This is a genomic window from Providencia alcalifaciens DSM 30120 (assembly GCF_000173415.1).
GTDB lineage: Bacteria > Pseudomonadota > Gammaproteobacteria > Enterobacterales > Enterobacteriaceae > Providencia > Providencia alcalifaciens.
In genome coordinates this window covers 94130-113771 of record NZ_ABXW01000052.1, presented here as the reverse complement: position 1 = coordinate 113771, position 19642 = coordinate 94130, and the positions used below count along the sequence as shown (strand labels likewise).

The 19642-nt window shown below is 38.9% G+C and carries 19 protein-coding genes; all 19 read right to left on the bottom strand.

Going from position 1 to position 19642, the window contains the following annotated elements; all coding sequences use genetic code 11:
- Positions 1-20: 20 nt before the first annotated feature.
- Entirely contained in the window at positions 21-551 is a 531-nt protein-coding gene (locus tag PROVALCAL_RS12425) for a fimbrial protein (protein WP_006659632.1), read from the bottom strand.
- A 548-nt stretch (positions 552-1099) separates the two neighbouring features.
- Positions 1100-2071 (bottom strand): fimbrial protein, encoded by a 972-nt coding sequence (locus PROVALCAL_RS12420; RefSeq protein WP_006659631.1) that lies wholly within the window; start codon positions 2069-2071, stop codon positions 1100-1102.
- Between the two features lie 89 nt (positions 2072-2160).
- Positions 2161-2481 carry a helix-turn-helix domain-containing protein gene (locus PROVALCAL_RS12415; protein WP_039862017.1) on the bottom strand — a complete coding sequence of 107 codons (321 nt, stop codon included), beginning with the start codon at positions 2479-2481 and terminating at the stop codon, positions 2161-2163.
- 27 nt (positions 2482-2508) lie between these two features.
- Positions 2509-2784, bottom strand: a complete 276-nt coding sequence (locus PROVALCAL_RS12410; protein WP_006659629.1) for a helix-turn-helix domain-containing protein — start codon at positions 2782-2784, stop codon at positions 2509-2511.
- A gap of 249 nt (positions 2785-3033) precedes the next feature.
- Positions 3034-3531 carry a fimbrial protein gene (locus PROVALCAL_RS12405; protein ID WP_006663077.1) on the bottom strand — a complete coding sequence of 166 codons (498 nt, stop codon included), beginning with the start codon at positions 3529-3531 and terminating at the stop codon, positions 3034-3036.
- 11 nt (positions 3532-3542) lie between these two features.
- Entirely contained in the window at positions 3543-4058 is a 516-nt protein-coding gene (locus PROVALCAL_RS12400; RefSeq protein WP_006659627.1) for a fimbrial protein, read from the bottom strand.
- A 9-nt stretch (positions 4059-4067) separates the two neighbouring features.
- Positions 4068-5039, bottom strand: a complete 972-nt coding sequence (locus PROVALCAL_RS12395) for a fimbrial protein (protein WP_006659626.1) — start codon at positions 5037-5039, stop codon at positions 4068-4070.
- A 12-nt stretch (positions 5040-5051) separates the two neighbouring features.
- Positions 5052-7562, bottom strand: a complete 2511-nt coding sequence (locus PROVALCAL_RS12390; protein WP_006659625.1) for a fimbria/pilus outer membrane usher protein — start codon at positions 7560-7562, stop codon at positions 5052-5054.
- 26 nt (positions 7563-7588) lie between these two features.
- Complete coding sequence (locus PROVALCAL_RS12385; RefSeq protein ID WP_036959740.1) at positions 7589-8257, bottom strand: fimbrial biogenesis chaperone; 669 nt, start codon at positions 8255-8257, stop codon at positions 7589-7591.
- 57 nt (positions 8258-8314) lie between these two features.
- Positions 8315-8845 (bottom strand): fimbrial protein, encoded by a 531-nt coding sequence (locus PROVALCAL_RS12380; protein ID WP_006659623.1) that lies wholly within the window; start codon positions 8843-8845, stop codon positions 8315-8317.
- A 516-nt stretch (positions 8846-9361) separates the two neighbouring features.
- Positions 9362-9634 carry a helix-turn-helix domain-containing protein gene (locus PROVALCAL_RS12375; RefSeq protein ID WP_006659621.1) on the bottom strand — a complete coding sequence of 91 codons (273 nt, stop codon included), beginning with the start codon at positions 9632-9634 and terminating at the stop codon, positions 9362-9364.
- Positions 9635-9705: 71 nt separating this feature from the next.
- Positions 9706-10215 carry a fimbrial protein gene (locus PROVALCAL_RS12370; protein WP_006659620.1) on the bottom strand — a complete coding sequence of 170 codons (510 nt, stop codon included), beginning with the start codon at positions 10213-10215 and terminating at the stop codon, positions 9706-9708.
- Between the two features lie 5 nt (positions 10216-10220).
- Positions 10221-11222, bottom strand: a complete 1002-nt coding sequence (locus PROVALCAL_RS12365; RefSeq protein WP_036959653.1) for a fimbrial protein — start codon at positions 11220-11222, stop codon at positions 10221-10223.
- A gap of 11 nt (positions 11223-11233) precedes the next feature.
- Complete coding sequence (locus tag PROVALCAL_RS12360) at positions 11234-13759, bottom strand: fimbria/pilus outer membrane usher protein (protein ID WP_050788081.1); 2526 nt, start codon at positions 13757-13759, stop codon at positions 11234-11236.
- Positions 13760-13777: 18 nt separating this feature from the next.
- On the bottom strand, positions 13778-14446 hold the full coding sequence (locus PROVALCAL_RS12355; RefSeq protein ID WP_006659617.1) for a fimbrial biogenesis chaperone: 669 nt from the start codon (positions 14444-14446) through the stop codon (positions 13778-13780).
- Positions 14447-14493: 47 nt separating this feature from the next.
- Positions 14494-15018: a fimbrial protein gene (locus PROVALCAL_RS12350; protein ID WP_006659616.1), complete on the bottom strand. Its 525-nt coding sequence runs from the start codon at positions 15016-15018 to the stop codon at positions 14494-14496.
- A 302-nt stretch (positions 15019-15320) separates the two neighbouring features.
- Positions 15321-16769 carry a nitrogen regulation protein NR(I) gene (gene glnG, locus PROVALCAL_RS12345; protein ID WP_006659614.1) on the bottom strand — a complete coding sequence of 483 codons (1449 nt, stop codon included), beginning with the start codon at positions 16767-16769 and terminating at the stop codon, positions 15321-15323.
- Between the two features lie 9 nt (positions 16770-16778).
- A complete protein-coding gene (glnL, locus tag PROVALCAL_RS12340) occupies positions 16779-17828 on the bottom strand; it encodes a nitrogen regulation protein NR(II) (protein ID WP_006659613.1) in 1050 nt (349 codons plus the stop codon).
- A 164-nt stretch (positions 17829-17992) separates the two neighbouring features.
- Positions 17993-19402: a glutamate--ammonia ligase gene (glnA, locus tag PROVALCAL_RS12335; RefSeq protein WP_006659612.1), complete on the bottom strand. Its 1410-nt coding sequence runs from the start codon at positions 19400-19402 to the stop codon at positions 17993-17995.
- Between the last annotated feature and the right edge of the window lie 240 nt (positions 19403-19642).

The following is a 19642-nucleotide window of genomic DNA, read 5'->3' as shown; positions in this document are numbered from 1 at the left end:
GTATAAACCTTAATTAATAATTAGTTATAGTTAATCGTGAAGGTTGCAGTTGAGTTCGCTTGACCCGCAGTGACCGTGTCAGACATCGCGATATAACGCGCAGTAAAATCTAAGTTATTCACAACGGTTTCTTGCAATGTGTATGGATTAGAAATGCTATACAGTGGAACAGTTACGCCTTTTACGTCTTGAATTTGGATCCCAACACCCGTTGCAACACCTGATGTATTTGGATTGGTGACTTGTAGAACGTTGTTGTTACCATCATAAGCAACACCATCGAATTTTACGGTTGCGCTAGTGACTGCAGCAGGGCACTTTTCCAATTGGATAGTAAATTTGGTTGCAGCTGCTGTACTGCCTGTGCTTGGTAATGCTGTTTTAGATACTTTACCTAAATTCACTTGGATAGCATCAGAACCAGTTGCGAGTTGGCAGGCATTATCGATAATTTCACCAGTGAAATTAATATCGCCATCTTTTGCGAAACCGTTGGCAGAAATTAATAAGGTACTTGTTGCAATTAAAGATGCAATAACGTGTTTTTTCATTTTAACTCTCCGAAACTTAATTCGATATTCAATTTTATTGAGGGAATATATTTATTTGCTTATTTACACAAAGCACGAGTATTTTGTGACTATTTTTATAAATAAACAAGATGGTGGGTTTTTAGGTAAATATAATCAGTTTATAAATATTAAGTAATTAATTAATGAATAAACTCAACATGCGTTATTTTTAAGATTAAACGTTTTTAATTATTGTTTTTTACTGGTTTATCAGATTGGGGGATAAAGTGAAATAACGATATAAAACTAAAAATAATTATTTTGTAATTTTAAACTATAACGCATCTCTCATATGGTGATTATTTAAATTTAAAGTTTGGAAGAGGATGGTTTGATTTTTCTAATGTACAAATATGTATTATCTAAAAAAGAATGAAAGGGGGGTTAATGCTCTTAAATGAATAGTCTAAATAAGTATGAGAACGTTTTTTTATTAAGCTTTTTCTATTTTTATAAGTGGTCGCGTATTGATGTGTTAATTCTATCTACTGTTAAAGTAAAATTAATAGCAGATAGAATTAATTTGATTATTCATAGCGAATATTCACGGTGGCAGTGGAGTTTGCCGTACCGGGTGTCACTTTTGCGGCTGTTTTTACATAGCGGGCTTTCCAGTTGAAAATATAATCTCCGTTAGCAACATTATTTTGTAAGCTATTTTTAGTATTAAGCGGTATCGGTGAGTTATTTCTATCAAGCAATTGTATACCAATGCCAGTGGCAGAGCCTGTTCCAGAGAGTTTAATCTTTCCAGTTGCCGCATCCACGTAGCCTGCGCTGCTCGTGACGGTTGTTTTAATATTCGTGCCTGCCGCACAGCTAAGGGTGATAGGGATATTGACGTTTGTGCTGACATCCCCAATATTTTTAAATTGAGTATCGTATCGATCGCCAAGGTTAATGGTGTAGTTGCTCGATTTCGTAGAACATTTAGCAACATTAATTTTAATGGCATTGGCGGGAATATTGAGAGTAGATAAATTCCAGTTAACGTGATTAGGATTATCTTGGATTAACCGAGCCACACTGCCCGCCTTTAAGCTACCAGATTGAGGTACCGCGCCGGTTTTACGAATGATCATGGTCCATTGAGGTGCAACAATGGTCCAAGGTAGTCGTCCTTGAACAGGATAGCGACTGTAGACATTAATGCTGCCTATTGCAGTGGCTACAATTTCGACACTAATACCGGCAACATTGGTCGCCGCAACCTTATTCGCGTTAGGCACCCAGCCATTAACATAGCTGGCATAGAGCCGAGCTTGTCCGCATTGTCCATTTTTACCTGAATAGGTATTAATATCGCCATTGGCAAACGTGACAATAAATCGACCAAGTTCTTTAGATGAAGCATCATCATATTGAATGGTATATGTCCTGGTCGGGACATTAACAGTAATGTTGTTTAATCTAGGATTTTGAATACATGCAGCAAAGGAAAACCCAGAATAGACACAGAGACAAAAAGAAAAAGATATTTTTTTAAAATTAAAGTGCATGTTTGCTCCTGATTAAGAGTATCAAATACAGCAAATAGAATATGTAGACAGTGGTATTGGCAGGTCATTTCCTGCCAATATTGATTTGATTATTTATATAAAGAGAAATTTTGTTCTGGCGATAAGAGCAATTCGGCGACTAATAAATTGTCTTTTTCCTTTTTATCAGAGGTGCATGTACAGCTATATGAATCGATAAAATCACTCATTAACTCTTGGATATCCAGCTCCAGTATTTCTGAAATAGAATAAAGTGTATCAACATGGATCCGCATTTCGCCTAATTCATGGCGAGATTGATGTTGTTGACTAATACCCAACAACTTACTCAGTTGTTGGATACTCATATTGCGATCTTTCCTCAGTGTCCTAATTCGGGCACCGACAATTTTGGATGTATTTTTTTTCATCATAATGACCAGTAGGATTAAGTATAATTACTGTATTTCTAACTTTCTTCTCAGTTCTCTTTTTATTTTTTCCTTTTCGTGCTCATTAAATAAAAAGAAGTCATTAATATTAATATTAAAGTAAATAGCATATTGTTTGAGCCGATCTATCGATATTCGATTATGTCCACGTTCATAACGTAATTGCTGTTGCTCACTAATTCCAATAGTTTTAGCTACAGCAAGTAGGGATAACCCTTTTTCCTTACGTAGTTCTCTTATTTTATATCCAATAACAGCAGAGACCGGGTAGCTATTTTTCATTATTTAACCTCTTTTTATTATTTGCGATATGTTAAATGAATTAACAGAAGGCAAATGAATACCATTACCTTAAATATATATCTATCAGCTATTTATATTGATATCTTGACTTACATCACCTCAATTAAAGTTATTTATTTTATATGGAGATTCATAATTAGAATTTCAATTAGTGAACATTGTTTTTATCTAGTGAATACTCATCATCTTAATTGGCTTATTAAAATAAGAGTATCGTTTAAAGATTTATTAATTATAAATTAGTGTGAAGTCAAGATGACTTTTAAAAGAGCCCCCCGTCATTCCTGTACCATATCCTGCCATTCTTGCGGATAGTGGTATTTCAACGGTACGAGTTTGGGTATTGACTGGTGCCGTAATTTTTTCGCCATTTTTTACCGTTATTTTATTTTCGCCATAAGCTAAATTTAATGCGACATTTTTGGCACTGCCACTATTAATAAAGTAATTGGTTACGACATTATCGGGTGTTCCGTTAATTACCATCATCGCTTCTTGGGTATCTACAGGGCAATTTTTTAATTTAATCGTAAAATCTACCCAAGGAGATGTTTGAGTATCACGAATATTCCAAACATTGACCTTTTTTAGGTCAATAAGATAGTTAGCTTTTTCTAACTCACATGGTAATGCGGTGACATAGCCATGGACATGAATATTGGCAGCCTGCGCCATGACCGTTAAGGGAGATGTTAGGAGTAATAATGAAAGTATGATTTTTTTCATTGTTCTCTTCCTCATAGATAAGTGATAGTGGCTGTAATATTGGCAGAAACAGAACCTGCACTCGCATTACCAAGCGCACTAAATGCGCGGGTTCTTAACGGGATGCTGAGGCTGTTTTTTCCACCTAGCGGTACCCGTAACACTTTTTGATTGCCTAGCGGGGTTGTGCCATCCCCACTTTCAAGTTGCACTGCAATATTTTTTGCTGTACCCGTATTTTTATATAGGTCATTGATATTATTTGTATCTGCGGTTCCACTAAATGTGAGGACTATTTGATTCACATAAGAAGAGCAGTTATTCATATCGATGTTAAACATTTTCCAATCAGACCCACTTTGTGGCTGATTAAATAAATCGACGGGCATTCGTTTCAAGTCAATATCGATGTTATTTCCACCAGAAATATTGCAAGTTGCCGCTTTAATATTGCCTTTAAAATTAAGCGTCACTGTACTTGCAGAAAAAGCACCTACGCTGATGAATAGGCTATTCGCTAAGAATAAAGGGAGTATTAACTTTTTCATTATTTTTTCCTATTCATAACGGATATTCACAGTGGCTGTTGAATTCGCACTTCCGGGTGTTATTTTATCTGCTGTTTTAATATAACGAGCTTTCCAATTAAACATATAATCACCGGCAGGTACGCTATTTTGTAAACTATTTTTAGTATTGAGCTTTATGGGGACACTATTTTTATCGAGTAATTGAATCGCTACTCCAGTGGCTTTATCAGCACCAGATAAGGCTAATTTCCCAGTATTGACATCCACATAGCCAGCGGAACTCGTAATCGTTGCTTTAATATTGGCACCAGACATGCAGGTTAAAGTAATTGGAATATCTACGGCGGTACTGGTGTCACCCATATTTGCAAATTGGGTATCATACCAATCACCAAGTTCAATATTATAAACAGACTGGCTGTTTTTTAACGAGCAACTGAGTACATTAATTCGGTAATTACTTTGAAATCTAAGTCTAGTAGCTATGAATCGAGTTTTTGGAATCGTATTGTATTGAGAGATGATAGCAACATCTCCGCTACGAATTGTACCAGAAAGTGAAACCATTCCTGTTTTAACAATGTCGACGGTCCAGTTAACTGTGCCAGTATAACCCCAGCTCGTGCTTGCGGTTGTTGAGCGATAAGGAAGATAGCCTCCATTAAAACGTACTCTAATCCCTATTCCAGATATGTTTGTTGGCGCTGTATTATTTGAGCTGACTGACCAGCCATTCAAAAAATAGTTATCAATATATCCACCACAGTCTTCTTTTCCTTTAACGCCAAAGCCATATCCAGACGTAAATCCAGTAATAGAATGAGTTTTTAATACCGTGTTATTACTAGTTAAATTATCATATTGTAAATATATGGTATCATTTGGGATATACCTTATTTGATTATTTAATGGATTTTGTGCGCATGCTGCATTTGAATATTCCGTATAAAATAATGAGAATCCTAAGAACGGTAAAAGATAATATATGGATTTTTTCATTTTTATTTCACCTTACTGGCAAGTTGCAGTTGTTTTATATAAACCCAAATAATTCGAGACATCAGTCAAATTATAATTAACCTGACACTGCTGTTTATCGTTATATTGAATAATAAAACTGCCGCTTTCGGTTAAGCCGGATAAATAAATTTCACCATCATTACCCACCATGCCATTTAATTGATTGTTATCTTTAAAGATGGCTTGGGCGCCAAATGGTACGGGTTTTCCATCTGCAAATTTAAGTTCCATCATGGCGCGATAACCCACATTTGCGGCAAAACTGGCTTTAACGAGTGCTCCGCGACTTGGTGCGACCGTTTGGCTGGTTAATTCCATTTCGGTATTATCCGGTAATGCAGAGGTATCAATATCAATCACGTTTTTACGGTATGCCGTGATATACGGCACTAATGCATAGCCTTGGTTATTCGTGACGACGCCTGCTTGGTTCAGGATTGGTACATCGCCAGCTTCTGGGATATCCACTATCGCTGCGGTTTCACCGAGTTGTTGTCCAAGTACGAAACCTGTAGAGTGTGCGACGAAGCTACCATTCGCACCGTAATAGAGGTTGTAATTATCCTTGCTGTAACTACTTCCCCCAGAGACTTCACCGTATTGACCCTTGTATGAAGCATTCATATTCCCAGATGCACCTTGCCCTTGGGTGGTATAACCTTGTTGAATACTCCAGTTGAGGCGGTTATCCAATTGGCTAGCCGAAAGTCCCATATTTCCTGAGTTTGGACCGCCGCTACTACTGTTTGTATTGAGGTTGTAGTAAAAAGTACTATCAAATAGATTAATGGGAATACTGACGTTTAAGGCGAGCTGGTGATCGTTTTCACTTTGACCTTGGCTCTTCCCTTGATAAGCATATGTGCTGGTATCCCGGTTATAGGTGTAATTAATGCCGTAACTGATGCCTTGCCAGCTATTGCTGTATCCTAGTGTGGCTGATTGGGTTTTCTTATCACTATTCCAATAATCTTCATTTACGTAACCAATCGATAATGATCCGTAATTTTCCCCTAGGTTTTGGCTGAGAGTAATTTCGCCGCGGTTACGGCGTCGTTCAATTTCTGGCGTATAGCGAGTGTCTCTAAAAGTATCAAATACTTCCGATAAGCTATAGTAACCTTTTGTGGAATATCGATAGCCTGCCAAGGCAATGTTTGTTCCTATATCATTGATATTCTTATTATAACGGAAGCGGTAAGATTGCCCTTGCTCTTTGCTATCATCACTAAACTTGGCATTTGCATGGGTGACATCGATAGACACTGCGCCTAATTGCCCTAGGTTTTGCCCCGCACCAATGGAATAAGATTGATATTTTTCACTGAATTGACTCCCACCATAGGCGGTAATCCCATAAGGGAGACCATAAATGGCAGTAAATTGACCAAAATGGGTTTTATCCACATGGCTATCATAGGAGCGATATTGTCCACCAGTTGCACTATAAGAGAAATAGCCCTCACGCTGTAATACAGGTAAGGATGCAAATGGCACAATTTGATATTGCTCGCTACCATTCGATTCTTTGATAGTGACGTGGAGGTCGCCACTGCCACCAGTAGGGTACAGATCATTGATTTCAAAGGGGCCGGCAGCCACTTCAGTTTGGTAAATGGTGTAGCCATTCTGGCGGATAGTAATTTGGGCGTTACTACGCGCGATTCCTCGAACAACGGGTGCATAGCCGCGTAAACTCTCAGGGTACATATCATCATCGGTGGCTAGCTGCGCACCACGAAATGGTACGCTATCAAACACCATTGATGGCGATACGCTGTCTCCAAGTGTTAGCTGGCTTTTAATGCGATTAATACCGCGAGAAGCATAAGTGTAAACGGTGTCCCATTTATTGGATTGACCATCACTACTTGACCATGTGGTATAGTTACGCAGACGCCAAGCCCCGATATTTAAGCCAGGTCTTAAATTCACATAGTTTGAAGTCGTATCAGAGCCACCTTTTTTACGGTCATAATTTTTGGAGCCGCTATAACTGTAATTCAGTATTAACGCATTAATCCCATTATCAATATTCTCTAAATTGACATAGCCACGAGGATTTTTGTCTAAGGCAACCTGCGGAATACTCAAATATAGCCGCTGTGAGTCAAACTCAAAGTGGCTTTTCGCGTCAGGTATTGCGGCTAAATTCACACAGTCAGTGCCTGTACTTTGTAATTCAGGGTATTCAGCCGTTTTGACACCGAAATCTGTTAAATCAGCGAGAGATAAACAGGGGATTAATTGGTTATCCCTGTTTTTATCAAAATTAAGTTTTTTTGCACCGATTAAGTTAGTGTTAACGTAAATATCGACATAGTAACTTCCGGCTAATTGTTCATTATTTTCAAACTGACTTAAATCAACGGCATCTTTATTGGGTAGCTCTAAAAAATCAGGGTCGAAATACACATTATTATCTGTATTATTTTCCGCATACAGTGAAACCATATAGCCTAGATATAAAAATAGGCCAAAGCATATTTTATTTATTTTCATTGGGTTGTGACCTACTATTATATTTTCTATATTTTTATTTCAGCGGGTTTTTCGGCAGCACCATAGTCATTAATAACTTCCCACTTAATTGTTCCACTAGTTGCCATATCATTAATTTCAAAGGTTGTTGTTGTCAGCGGTGCGGCATAGGAAACATCATTAACTTTTTTCCCATTAAAAGTAATGCTCTGAAAATTCATGTAATAAGGCGTTGGATTATTAACAGAAAGCATTTTTCCTGATTTAGACCATGTTAATTTTTTTTGCTCTTCTTCAAAGTTAACGTTTTTAAAAATTGAAGGTCGATAAATTAGCTTCATCTGAGTTTTAAACGCAATTTGTAATGAGTTTTCTGTACGTTCAGTTGCGGGAATAGTTTTTATATTTAGCCAGAATAAAGATTCTTTATCCTGAGGGAGTTTGTTTTCAGTTAAAAAAATGCGTAATGCATTAGTCTTTTCTGGATTCAATCTAAATAATGGTGGTGTGATAGTGAAATCAGACTGTTTTTTTTCATCAATACCATCTATCCAAGATTGGATTAAATAGGGGATTTTATCTGGGTTTTCAACCGAAATACTCACATCTTTATTTCCTTCGGAATAGATAACGCGAGTCCCACCAATAATTACACCAGCATAAGCGGTATTAATAAGCGTGAATAAAGAAATAAGAGCGTAAACAATAAATTTCATATTACCACCATTGAATAGAATATTAAGGCTTAATTCCATTTAAACCTTAATCACTAATTAATTATAGTTAATTGTAAATGTTGCATTTGCATTCGCTAAACCCACATCAACGCTGTCGGTTTGAGCAATATAACGAGCTCTAAAATCTAAATTGTTTTCAACACCATCTTTTAAAGGATAAGCTTTAGATGCAGTAAATAGAGGAATAACGGTATTTACATCATCGGTAATTTGAATACCAACACCTTTAGCAACACCAGATTGACCCGCATCTTTAAGTTCAATAACAGAGTCATCTCCTGGGTAAGAGGTTGCATCAAATTTTACGGATGCTGATGTCACAGTTGTTGGGCAATTAATTAATTTAATAGTAAATTTTGTTGCAGCAGCTGTGCTTCCAGCACTTGGTAATGCTTTCTTAGATACTTTACCTAAGTTCACTTTTAATGCGTCAGAGCCAGCGGCTAATTCACAAGCTTGATCAGTGATTTCACCCGTGAAATCAATTGTTCCATCTGCGGCTAATGCACTATTTACAGCAAAAATAGAAGACGCAGCAATTAATGATGCCAGTAAATTCTTTTTCATTTATTTTCTCCGAGAGATATTTTATTTGAAGAATTGAGGTTCATTAAAATAATGAATTACCCAATTGACGGGTATTTTGACTTTTATTTTAACATTAAACAAGTTTTTGGTTTTTTAGATTTAATTAATTGTTTGCTTTGTTTTGTTCTATTTTTATCTTTTAAATCACGGTAGGAGTTGGATTTTATAATAGTTTGTATTTATAAATGTGGGTGTTTTTAAATGATACTTAAAATGAATATTTAAAATAAATATTTAATTTCATTATTTACATATTGCTAATGGTTAATTAAGGAGATACACCGTATGAGGGGGATGGGTGAATTAATGTTTCATTTGTTTTTCTAATGGTGGCTGGGAGTGTCGTAAAATAATAATCTAAATTATACTTGATTGTTATTCGATATGATTTAAATAAAATCTTGATGTGTTTGTTTATCTCATTTCAATAATCTGAATAAGATGCTTTATTAATGCGGGGCAACTCTGAATTTATTGTTTTAAAAAATAATCAGATTATGAGCCTGATTTTTTTTGTACATACGCCCTGATTGTTTTCTTTTCTTTCTCAGTAAAAATGAAAAAGGTTACCATGTTAATCTCGAAATAGTTGGCATACTGCTTTAATTTATCAATCGGGATTCGAGATTGCCCCTTTTCATAATGAGCTTGTTGTATTTCATCAATACCAATTGCATTTGCAACTTCCTGCAAAGATAATATTTTTCGCTCTCTAAGAAACTTTATTTTATGTCCAATGATTTCGGATATTGGGTATTTATCATGCATTTTGCACCTCTCAATTAATGTAAATGACAGTGATCGTTTTTTATGGGATACACTGTATGTAAAAAAATGGACTAGTTATAAGTGAAGGTAAACTCCACATGACTACGAAAAGTACCGGCTGTCATACCATTGTTTAAACCAGCAACACGGGCTGAAAAAGGAATCTGTACGCTGTGAGTTTGTTGGTTGATTGGCGTAGTGATTTGGGTTCCATTTTTCACTTGAGTGTGGCTATTTCCAGTGGTGAGATCTAGTGCCACATGAGTGGCTGTACCACGGTTAATAAAATAGGTTGGATTTGTCGGGTCTGGCGTACCGGTTAGCGTCATGATTGATTGACGGGAGCTGGTTGGGCAATTTTTCAAACTGACATTAAAGTTAACCCATGGCGATCGTAAGTTATCTCTTATATTGGCAATATTGATGGTTTTTAGATCGATAATATAGTCAGTTTGTTCAATCTGGCAGGGTGACGCTTTAATTGAGCCATTAAAATAGAGCGCAATATTATTGGCGCTATATGCGTAGTGGCATACTACATATGCACTACCAATCAATAATTTTTGAAGACTATTCATCATATTGCCTATTCATACTGAATATTGACCATCGCGCTGGAGTTAGCTGTACCCGGAGTGATGGTGGTCGCGGTTTGAATATAGCGAGCTTTCCAATTAAAAATATAATCTCCAGCAGGGACATTATTTTGCAGGCTATTGCGGAAATTGAGTCGAATAGGGCTATTATTTTTATCTAATAGTTGAATCGCAATGCCAGTTGCTTGCCCAGTGCCTTCCAGTTTCAATTTTCCTGTTGATTCATCCTGATAACCTGCATTGCTCGTTATTGTTGCTTTTATATTAGTGCCAGGTTTACAGGTCAATACGATAGGAATGCTCACCGAAGGGCTAGTGCTGCCTACACCACCGAACTGAGTTGTGTCCCAATCGCCCATATCAATATTATACGATGAGCTTTTTAAGGAACAACTTAGTACATTGATTTTTATGGAGTTACTAGGCATATTTAATGTGGTTAGATACCACGTTGAATTGGTAGGGCGGGTGTTCGTTTGGTAGAGGTATGCGACATTACCGGCAGTGAGCGAACCGGATTGTGTCACTTGACCTGTTTTCTTTATAATAATATCCCAATTGGTATGAGAAATTCTAAATCCTGGAATGCCTCCCGCTGGCGGCAAGTATGTCTCATTAAACCAACCTGAGCCTGATACTGGCGCCGCAGTGCGGACCGAGATGCTGATCCCCGGTAGGTTAGATGGTGCTATGCGATTTGAATTTGGCGCCCAAGGGCTCAAAAAGCGGCCATACATATAAGTCGCTCCACAATCATTTGCTCCTGTGGCAGGCGTATCTAAATATGCGCCTCCACCGCCATAGGGTATTGTGATAGTTTCAAGATCTCGTGTAGATAGATCATCATATGACACGTTATAAGTCCGCGATGGCACATAGGATATTAAATTCACGAAACGTGGATTTTGTAGACAGGCAGCTTGCATTGTCGGAATGAAGCAGAACAAGAGTAAAATACGGCTTAAACTTTGTTGTAATGTACAAGTGATCATATGGCTCCTCTCTACTGGCATATAGCGGTCGTTTTATATAGACCAAGATAGTTTGGTAACCCAGCTAAATTGTAGGTCACATGGCAGAGTGGTTGATTGTTCCATTGAATATCAAAACTGCCTTGTTCACTCAACCCGGAGACATACACCTTTCCATTGTTATCAACAATGCTGTTCACCATTTTTTCATTTTGAAAAATAACTTGAGCGCCATAAGGTACGGGTTCACCATTGGGTCGAGTCAACGTTATGAAAGCGCGATACCCTAGATTGGCACGAAACTCAGCTTTAACTAAGGCTCCTCGGCTTGGCGTGACTGTTTTGCTCGTGAGATCGACCTCTGTATTTTCAGGTAGCGTAGATACATCAACGGCTACCGTATTTTTACGATAGGGGGAAACATAAGGCACTAATGCATATCCTTGAGCGTTAGTGCTAATACCTGAATTATTTAATATATCGATGTTAGAAGCCTGAGGGATCTCGACTAACACTGCCGTTTCTCCTAATGGTTGTCCAAAGACTAGCCCATCAGCATGCCCGACGACACTGCCATTTATGCCATAATAAACCGTGTAATTATCTCGACTGTATCCGCTCCCTCCTGTGATGACACCGGATTGACCTTTATAGGTTGCATTGATGTTTCCAGCATTTTGGCGCCCATGTTTGATGAACTCTTGTTGGGCACTCCAGCTTAAACGATTATTAAGCTGTGAAGCTGAGATACCAATCGTGCTTGAACTTGTATTGTGATTATTTGAAGTGGTGTTCATATTGATATAAGCCGTATCGTCGAAAAACGTAAATGGAATACTGACTGACAAGGCAAATAAATGATTAGTTTGACCTGATTGGCTATCATTAGATGAATGATATTTAAACGTATTTTTATCGAATGTGTAATTCATGCTGTAATTGATCGCATTCCAATTATTGTTATAGCTTATATTGGCTGATTGTGTTCGACGCTGGCTGTTCCAATAATCTTCATTTACGTAACCAACTGAAATTGATCCATAGTGTTGCCATAAGTTTTGGCTAATGGTTGTTTCTGCACGGTTACGCCGACGTTCAATTTGAGGGATAAAATCGGTATTACGATAGTTGTCGAAAACTTCAGATAAACTGAAATAGTGACTGGTTGAGTACCGATATCCTGCCAGTGCAATATTGGTACCTGTCATATTCAAGTTTTTGTTATAACGAAATCGATAAGATTGACCTTGATGATGAGAATGATCACTGAGTGTTGAATTGGCTATCGTAATATCTGCAGAAATCGCACCCAAATCACCTAAATTTTTACCCAATCCAAGGGCTTGAGATTGATAGTCAGCGCTATGTTGTAAGCCACCATAGAGCGTCATGTCATAAGGCAGCCCATAACTAGCTGAAATTTGGTTAAATTTAGTTTTATCAATATGAGAGTCATAGGCACGGTATTGCCCGCCAGTTACACTGTAAAATAGGTAGCCTTCTCGTTGTAAAATAGGGAGTGAAGCGAAGGGAACGATTTGATGCTGCTCACTTCCATCAGATTCTTTAATCGTAATATAAAGGTCACCGCTACTGCCTGTTGGGTAGAGATCATTGATTTCAAATGGACCTGCGGCCACATTGGTTTGATAAATAATATAGCCATTTTGGCGAATGGTTATCTGCGCATGACTACGAGCTATACCTCGAACTGTCGGCGCATAGCCTCGTAAGCTTTCTGGATACATATCATCATCGGTGGAAAGCTGAATACCACGGAATGGCACACTGTCAAAAACCATGGAAGGAGAAACACCGTCTCCAAGAATAAGTTGACTTTTGAGACTGTTAATATTTCGAGATGCATAGGTGTAGACCGTATCCCATTGATGAGTATCATCATTATTTATCCAGGTTGAATAATTGCGTAGCCGCCACGCACCTAAATTGATACCAGGACGTAAATTGGCATAGCTTGTTGATGTATTCCCACTGCGGTGTGTTCTGCTGTTATTTTTTGAACTGCTATAGCTATAATTAAGCAGTGCAGAATTGATTCCGTTATCGATGTCTGTAAGGTCAATTGAGCCTCGAGGATGATCGACCAAGGCAATTTGAGGAATACTTAAATATAAGCGCTGATGATTAAAATCAAATTCACTATGGGCATCGGGTATCGCCGATAAATAGGAACATGTTTCTTTACTCTGTTGTAAATCTGGAAATTGTGCAGTGTTAACGCCGAACTCTGTCAGTTCATGCGTTGTTAGGCAAGGGATTAGCTTATTTTGAGCATTAGGGATAAATTGTACTTTTTTTGCGGTTATAAATTGTTGATTTAGATAAATATAAACAAAATAAGTCCCTGCTAATTGTTCATTGCTGTCAAATTGTGAAAGGTCAATCGATTGACCCTCGGGCAAATTTAAAAAGCTGGTTTCGAAGTACATTTCATCAGAAGGGTACATTGGCTTTTCACTTTGGTCATTTCCTTTGGCATAGGCGTTTGTCAAATTGAATAGACATACCAGTGGAAACCAATAACTTTTCATAAGCATCTCCAGCATTATAAAAGGCTATATCTTTTTCTGAGTACGTTCTGTCGTTGCTCCAAAGTCATTAATTAATTCCCATTGAACAATCCCGTGGTTTGGAGATGAATTGACGGTAAATGAGTTGGATGAAAAAGGTGCTACATAGCTGACATCATTCACTTGTTCGTCATTAAATATGACCTGTTGAAAATTAATATAATAAGGAGTTGGATTTTTAACGGTCAATTGGCTACCTGATTTTGACCAGATAATTTTTTTTTGTAACTCGTTAAAATTAGCTTCTTTTAACTTAGTAGGACGATAGATGAGTTTCATTTTCGTTCTGAAGGCAAGTTGTAAAGAGTTTTCTTTATGCTTTACAGCAGGAATTGTTTTTATATTTAACCAGAATAAAGACTCTTTATTATTCGATAATGTATTATCGGTTAAAAATATTCTTAATGTATTATTGCTCTCACCATTAAGTTTAAATAAAGGTGGTGTTATTGAGAAAATTTCTTGTGGCTTACTTTCACTAGTATCTACCCAAGACTGTACTAAATAAGGAATGTCATCAGGGTTATTCAAGTTAATGGTGGCATCTTTTATTCCTTCATTGTAAATAACGCGAGTACCTCCGATAATGACCCCTGCATGACTTATATTGATGATGAAAAATAACAATATAAAGCAGGAAAGTATTGTTCTCATTTTATTATCCTTTCGTAATAATAATCGCTATTTTTTGATTAGGTAAATTAGTTATAAACAATTAAAAAGGTCGCCGCACCATTTGCTGGACCGGGTGTGACAGGGCTTGCTTTTGCAATGTAATTTGCTGTGAAATTCAATGGATTATCAACATTTGGCAATAATGCATAGCTGTTCGAAGGCGTTAATAATGTAATAATAGCATTGGACTTATCTGTTAATTGAATGCCTACTCCAGTTGCAACGCCAGTATCTGCTTTTAGCGCTAAAACTGTATTATCACCAGGATAGGGTATTGCATCAAAGAGTACGGATGCTCGTGTTACCGTAACAGGACAATTAATGAGTGTAATGGTGAACAATACGGGTGTTGATTTGCTACCCACATTGGGTAAATTTGCCTTTGGAATACTTCCTAAAGGAACTTGTATATTCTTTGAGTCGGTTTTTACTTCACATGCTTGATCTATAATTTCACCAATGAATTCAATATTACCATCTACAGATACAGCGGACTGGCTTGAAAACAATAATATTATGGAAAATAGTGATTTGAATGTGTTTCTATTCATAGGGGATCTCCAAAATAATCGATGAGCTTTTCATGCTCTATTATAATTTTAGATTATTTTTAAGATATTTACTTTATGATTGTTTTGTTCTTAAAGATAAATGTGTATTTATCTCTATTTCTTTTCTTTATATGATTGCTTTTGTTTTTATTATTCTTTATTAATTGGTTTTTCTTTTCTTTTGGAATTATTGATAATTATATTTAGACAATCTAATGCTGAAGTTTATTTATGATATCGGGTAATTTGTTTATTACCCGATGTTCATTATTAGATCATTGCTATTTTTTCATTAAGTAAAGTTATTTCTCTATACCTAATTCTTTTAATTTTCTCGTTAAGGTATTTCTCCCCCAGCCTAATAAACGCGCTGCTTCTTGTTTATGTCCATCGGTATATTTAAGGGCGCAATTGAGCATCGTTTTTTCTAGTAATGGCATGGCATCATTAAACAGATCTTGCTGACCAGCGTGTAACGCGAGATCGGTCCATTTCTCTAAGAGATCACACCATGTGATATTAGGATCGACTGCGTTAGTGGATAATGAATGTGGATCTTTAGCCACTTTGGTGGATTCTTGTTTACCAAACAGATCGCTTGGTAAATCTTGTGGCAGCACTTCTTGGCTCGCAGCCATGACGGTTAACCACCGACAGACATTCTCCAATTGACGTACGTTACCTGACCAAGGATAGCGCTGTAAAAGCTTAATGCTGTCAGGGTGGAGAACTTTGCTTTCAACGCCCAATTCTTTGGCGGTATTTTGTAAAAAATAATGGGCGAGACGAGGAATATCTTCAACACGTTCGCGCAATGGCGGTAATTGCACGCGGATGACATTCAATCGGTGGAATAAGTCTTCACGAAATAGCCCTTCCTCTACGCGTTTTTCCAAGTTTTGGTGGGTGGCTGCAATAATACGGACATCGACTTTAACGGGGGTATAGCCACCAATCCGGTAAAATTGCCCTTCAGCCAGTACCCGCAATAAGCGCGTTTGTACATCAAGTGGCATATCCCCGATTTCATCAAGAAATAATGAACCTCGATTTGCTTGTTCAAAGCGTCCTTGGCGTACTTGGGATGCCCCAGTAAAGGCCCCTTTTTCATGTCCAAATAGCTCAGATTCGATTAAATCTTTTGGAATCGCAGCCATATTTAATGCGATAAATGGCTCATTGGCACGTGGGCTATGTTGATGAAGTGCATGGGCAACCAGTTCTTTACCTGTACCAGATTCACCATTAATTAGTACGCTAATGGACGAGCGCGAAAGACGACCAATAATTCGATAGACTTCCTGCATAGCGGGAGCTTCGCCGATCATTGTTGACGAAACGATAGCCGCTTGTGGTTTGTCTCCAGCGGTATTGTTTTGTTCACGGCTATGGTTAAGTGCGCGTTCGACGAGTGCGACAGTTTCATCGATATCAAAGGGTTTAGGCAGATAGTCGAATGCTCCAGACTGGTAAGCATTAACCGCGGCATCTAAATCCGAATGTGCCGTCATAATGATAATGGGCAGTAAAGGGTGTGACTGCTTCAACTGAGTGAGTAAGGCAAGCCCATCCATATCAGGCATACGAATATCGGAGAGCAACACGTCAGGGCGATCATTATTGAGGGCATCAAGCACGGCATTTGCGCTATCAAAACAGGTGCAATCCAGCTCAGCGCTATTCAGTGCTCGCTCAAGCACCCAGCGGATTGAACTGTCATCATCAACAACCCAGATTTTTCCCTTTTGCATGGCTATCTCCTATTTTTTGATGGGTAGATAAATAGAAAACTCGGTGTGACCCGGCCAACTGGTGAACTCAATTTTCCCCGCATGTTGGTCCACTAAACTGCGGGCGATAGATAACCCCAATCCGGTGCCATCTGGGCGACCGCTAACCATTGGATAAAATAGGGTATCTTGGATGGCAAGCGGAATGCCCTGTCCATTATCTTCAATATCAATCCGAGCCGCGAGTCTATAGCGCTCGCCTTGTAGCATGACCTGAAATGCCGTACGCGTGCGCAGGGTAATATTACCACCTGTTTCACCAAGGGCTTGTAAAGCATTGCGGGTGATATTGAGTAGCACTTGTTCTATTTGGTCAGGGTAATATTCAAGATCAGGCAGGCTGGGATCATAATCACGGATTAAGGTGACATTATTGGGTTTTTCTAACGCAACTAGGCGCACCACATTTTCGACACTATGATGGATACTCTGCTCAGTTTTAGGTCCGGGATATTGTGGACCTAGCAGCCTATCTACCAACGCGCGTAAGCGGTCAGCTTGTTCAATGATCACTTGGGTATATTCGTTTAGCTGCGGGTCGGGCAGCGCCTTAGACAATAATTGTGCTGCACCACGTAATCCCCCTAGTGGGTTTTTGATCTCATGGGCAAGTCCTCGAATCAACTCACGAGCGGCAAGTTGTTGGGCATTTTGCGCTAACTCTTGGCTAAGGCGTCGCTGGCTATCTAATTGGGAAAGCTCAACGAGGATAAATTGTTCTGATAGCGGCTGGGCACTCAGAGACATCATATGAGAATGGTTATTTAGTACTAACGTGACTTCGTTTTCTGTAAAGCTGTGACCGGTTTTTAAGCTGCTAAGCATCTGTTCATCATTTAATGAACAATAATTAAAGAGTAAAGGGAGTGGGGTGCCATACAACTTACGTGGGCTTTGCGCCAAAATCTGTAAAGCGGCGTGATTGGCATAATGAATGACTAAATCATAATCCAGCACCAATACGCTGTTGATTAAGGAATCGAGGAGATGTTCGGGGACAGGTAAATGCTCGGCTTTCATGTAATATTGCTCCTGCACTATTTTGGTGCATTATACGTTATTTACTGATTAACCGATACGTCGAAGCCAATATTTGCAGTTTATCACTCAGTGCAGAGAAAAGGCCCCATCAAAAGATGGGGCAAGTGCTTCACGGCAACAAAGACTATCAGTGGAACGGCGTGTTACGCACTGTAGTACATTTCAAATTCGAGTGGGTGTGGTGCCATACGAACACGTTGGATATCGGCACGCAGTAATTCGATGTAAGCGTCGATAGCATCGTCAGTAAATACACCACCACGAGTTAAGAACTCACGGTTTTTATCCAGTTCAGCCAGCGCTTCTTCTAAAGAGCCCGCAACCGTTGGGATTTCTTTCGCTTCTTCTGGCGGTAAATCGTACAGGTTTTTGTCCATTGCATCGCCAGGGTGGATCTTGTTGATGATGCCATCAAGGCCAGCCATTAACTGTGCAGCAAACGCTAAGTATGGGTTAGCCGCTGGGTCTGGGAAACGCACTTCAATACGACGCGCTTTCGTGCTAGCAACGACTGGAATACGAATAGATGCGGAGCGGTTACGTGCTGAGTAAGCTAACATAACTGGCGCTTCAAAGCCTGGGACTAAACGTTTGTAGGAGTTAGTCGTCGGGTTGGTAAAGGCGTTCAGTGCGCGAGCGTGTTTGATGATACCGCCGATGTAGTACAGCGCCATCTCAGATAATCCGCCGTATTTATCGCCTGCAAACAGGTTCACACCATCTTTAGATAAAGACATGTGGCAGTGCATACCGGAGCCGTTATCACCGACTAATGGTTTTGGCATAAAGGTAGCGGTTTTGCCGTATGCATGGGCAACGTTGTGTACAACGTATTTGTAAATTTGAGTCTCATCCGCTTTTTTCGTCATCGTATTAAAGCGAGTTGCAACTTCGTTTTGACCTGCGGTTGCTACTTCATGGTGGTGAGCTTCAACGACTAAGCCCATATCTTCCATTGTTGTACACATAGCGGAACGTAAATCTTGTGATGAATCAACCGGTGGTACTGGGAAGTAGCCGCCTTTTACGCCAGGACGGTGACCTTTGTTACCGCCTTCGTATTTAGTACCTGTATTCCATGCCGCTTCGATATCATCGATATGATAGTAGCTGCTGTGCATGCTATTGCCGAAACGAATGTCATCGAACACGAAAAATTCAGGTTCTGGTCCAAATAACACTACATCTGCAATCCCGCTAGAACGTAGGAAGTCTTCAGCGCGTTTAGAGATTGAGCGAGGGTCGCGATCGTAGCCTTGCATAGTGCCCGGCTCTAAAATATCGCAACGGATGATTAAGGTGTTATCTGCGTAGAATGGGTCTAACACTGCGGTAGATGCGTCTGGCATTAATACCATGTCAGATTCGTTGATGCCTTTCCAGCCACCGATGGATGAACCATCAAACATTTGACCTTCTTCAAAGAAGTCTTCGTCAACTTGATGAGCAGGGATAGTGACGTGTTGCTCTTTACCTTTGGTATCGGTAAAACGCAGATCAATAAATCTAACATTGTGCTCTTCGATTAACGATAAAACATGTTTAGCGGACATTCTCGGCTCTCCTGGTCGGGTCTAATCAACCCACGCAGCGTTTAAGATGTACATGGGTTGGTTTATCTGGCTTCGCAAGATGAATGATTATTTCATTAACAACATCGCAAGCTCTCTATGGATGGTATAAGCGAAAAGCGTGCCAACTTTTGAAATCATAGTAAAAGTGGATTATGACGAAAGGATGGCAACGTTGAGGCTAAAAAATAGTCTATCATTGCGCTGTATTGGTGCAAGTAA

What these genes read in the sequence shown, in the direction of transcription:
- PROVALCAL_RS12360 (WP_050788081.1), bottom strand. Translation starts at nt 13,759, where the DNA reads ATGCTTATGAAAAGTTATTGGTTTCCACTGGTATGTCTATTCAATTTG.
- PROVALCAL_RS12370 (WP_006659620.1), bottom strand. Translation starts at nt 10,215, where the DNA reads ATGATGAATAGTCTTCAAAAATTATTGATTGGTAGTGCATATGTAGTA.
- glnA (WP_006659612.1), bottom strand. Translation starts at nt 19,402, where the DNA reads ATGTCCGCTAAACATGTTTTATCGTTAATCGAAGAGCACAATGTTAGA.
- glnG (WP_006659614.1), bottom strand. Translation starts at nt 16,769, where the DNA reads ATGCAAAAGGGAAAAATCTGGGTTGTTGATGATGACAGTTCAATCCGC.
- PROVALCAL_RS12395 (WP_006659626.1), bottom strand. Translation starts at nt 5,039, where the DNA reads ATGAAAAAATCCATATATTATCTTTTACCGTTCTTAGGATTCTCATTA.
- PROVALCAL_RS12355 (WP_006659617.1), bottom strand. Translation starts at nt 14,446, where the DNA reads ATGAGAACAATACTTTCCTGCTTTATATTGTTATTTTTCATCATCAAT.
- PROVALCAL_RS12390 (WP_006659625.1), bottom strand. Translation starts at nt 7,562, where the DNA reads ATGAAAATAAATAAAATATGCTTTGGCCTATTTTTATATCTAGGCTAT.
- PROVALCAL_RS12425 (WP_006659632.1), bottom strand. Translation starts at nt 551, where the DNA reads ATGAAAAAACACGTTATTGCATCTTTAATTGCAACAAGTACCTTATTA.
- PROVALCAL_RS12350 (WP_006659616.1), bottom strand. Translation starts at nt 15,018, where the DNA reads ATGAATAGAAACACATTCAAATCACTATTTTCCATAATATTATTGTTT.
- PROVALCAL_RS12365 (WP_036959653.1), bottom strand. Translation starts at nt 11,222, where the DNA reads ATGATCACTTGTACATTACAACAAAGTTTAAGCCGTATTTTACTCTTG.
- glnL (WP_006659613.1), bottom strand. Translation starts at nt 17,828, where the DNA reads ATGAAAGCCGAGCATTTACCTGTCCCCGAACATCTCCTCGATTCCTTA.
- PROVALCAL_RS12400 (WP_006659627.1), bottom strand. Translation starts at nt 4,058, where the DNA reads ATGAAAAAGTTAATACTCCCTTTATTCTTAGCGAATAGCCTATTCATC.
- PROVALCAL_RS12375 (WP_006659621.1), bottom strand. Translation starts at nt 9,634, where the DNA reads ATGCATGATAAATACCCAATATCCGAAATCATTGGACATAAAATAAAG.
- PROVALCAL_RS12415 (WP_039862017.1), bottom strand. Translation starts at nt 2,481, where the DNA reads ATGAAAAAAAATACATCCAAAATTGTCGGTGCCCGAATTAGGACACTG.
- PROVALCAL_RS12420 (WP_006659631.1), bottom strand. Translation starts at nt 2,071, where the DNA reads ATGCACTTTAATTTTAAAAAAATATCTTTTTCTTTTTGTCTCTGTGTC.
- PROVALCAL_RS12380 (WP_006659623.1), bottom strand. Translation starts at nt 8,845, where the DNA reads ATGAAAAAGAATTTACTGGCATCATTAATTGCTGCGTCTTCTATTTTT.
- PROVALCAL_RS12385 (WP_036959740.1), bottom strand. Translation starts at nt 8,257, where the DNA reads ATGAAATTTATTGTTTACGCTCTTATTTCTTTATTCACGCTTATTAAT.
- PROVALCAL_RS12405 (WP_006663077.1), bottom strand. Translation starts at nt 3,531, where the DNA reads ATGAAAAAAATCATACTTTCATTATTACTCCTAACATCTCCCTTAACG.
- PROVALCAL_RS12410 (WP_006659629.1), bottom strand. Translation starts at nt 2,784, where the DNA reads ATGAAAAATAGCTACCCGGTCTCTGCTGTTATTGGATATAAAATAAGA.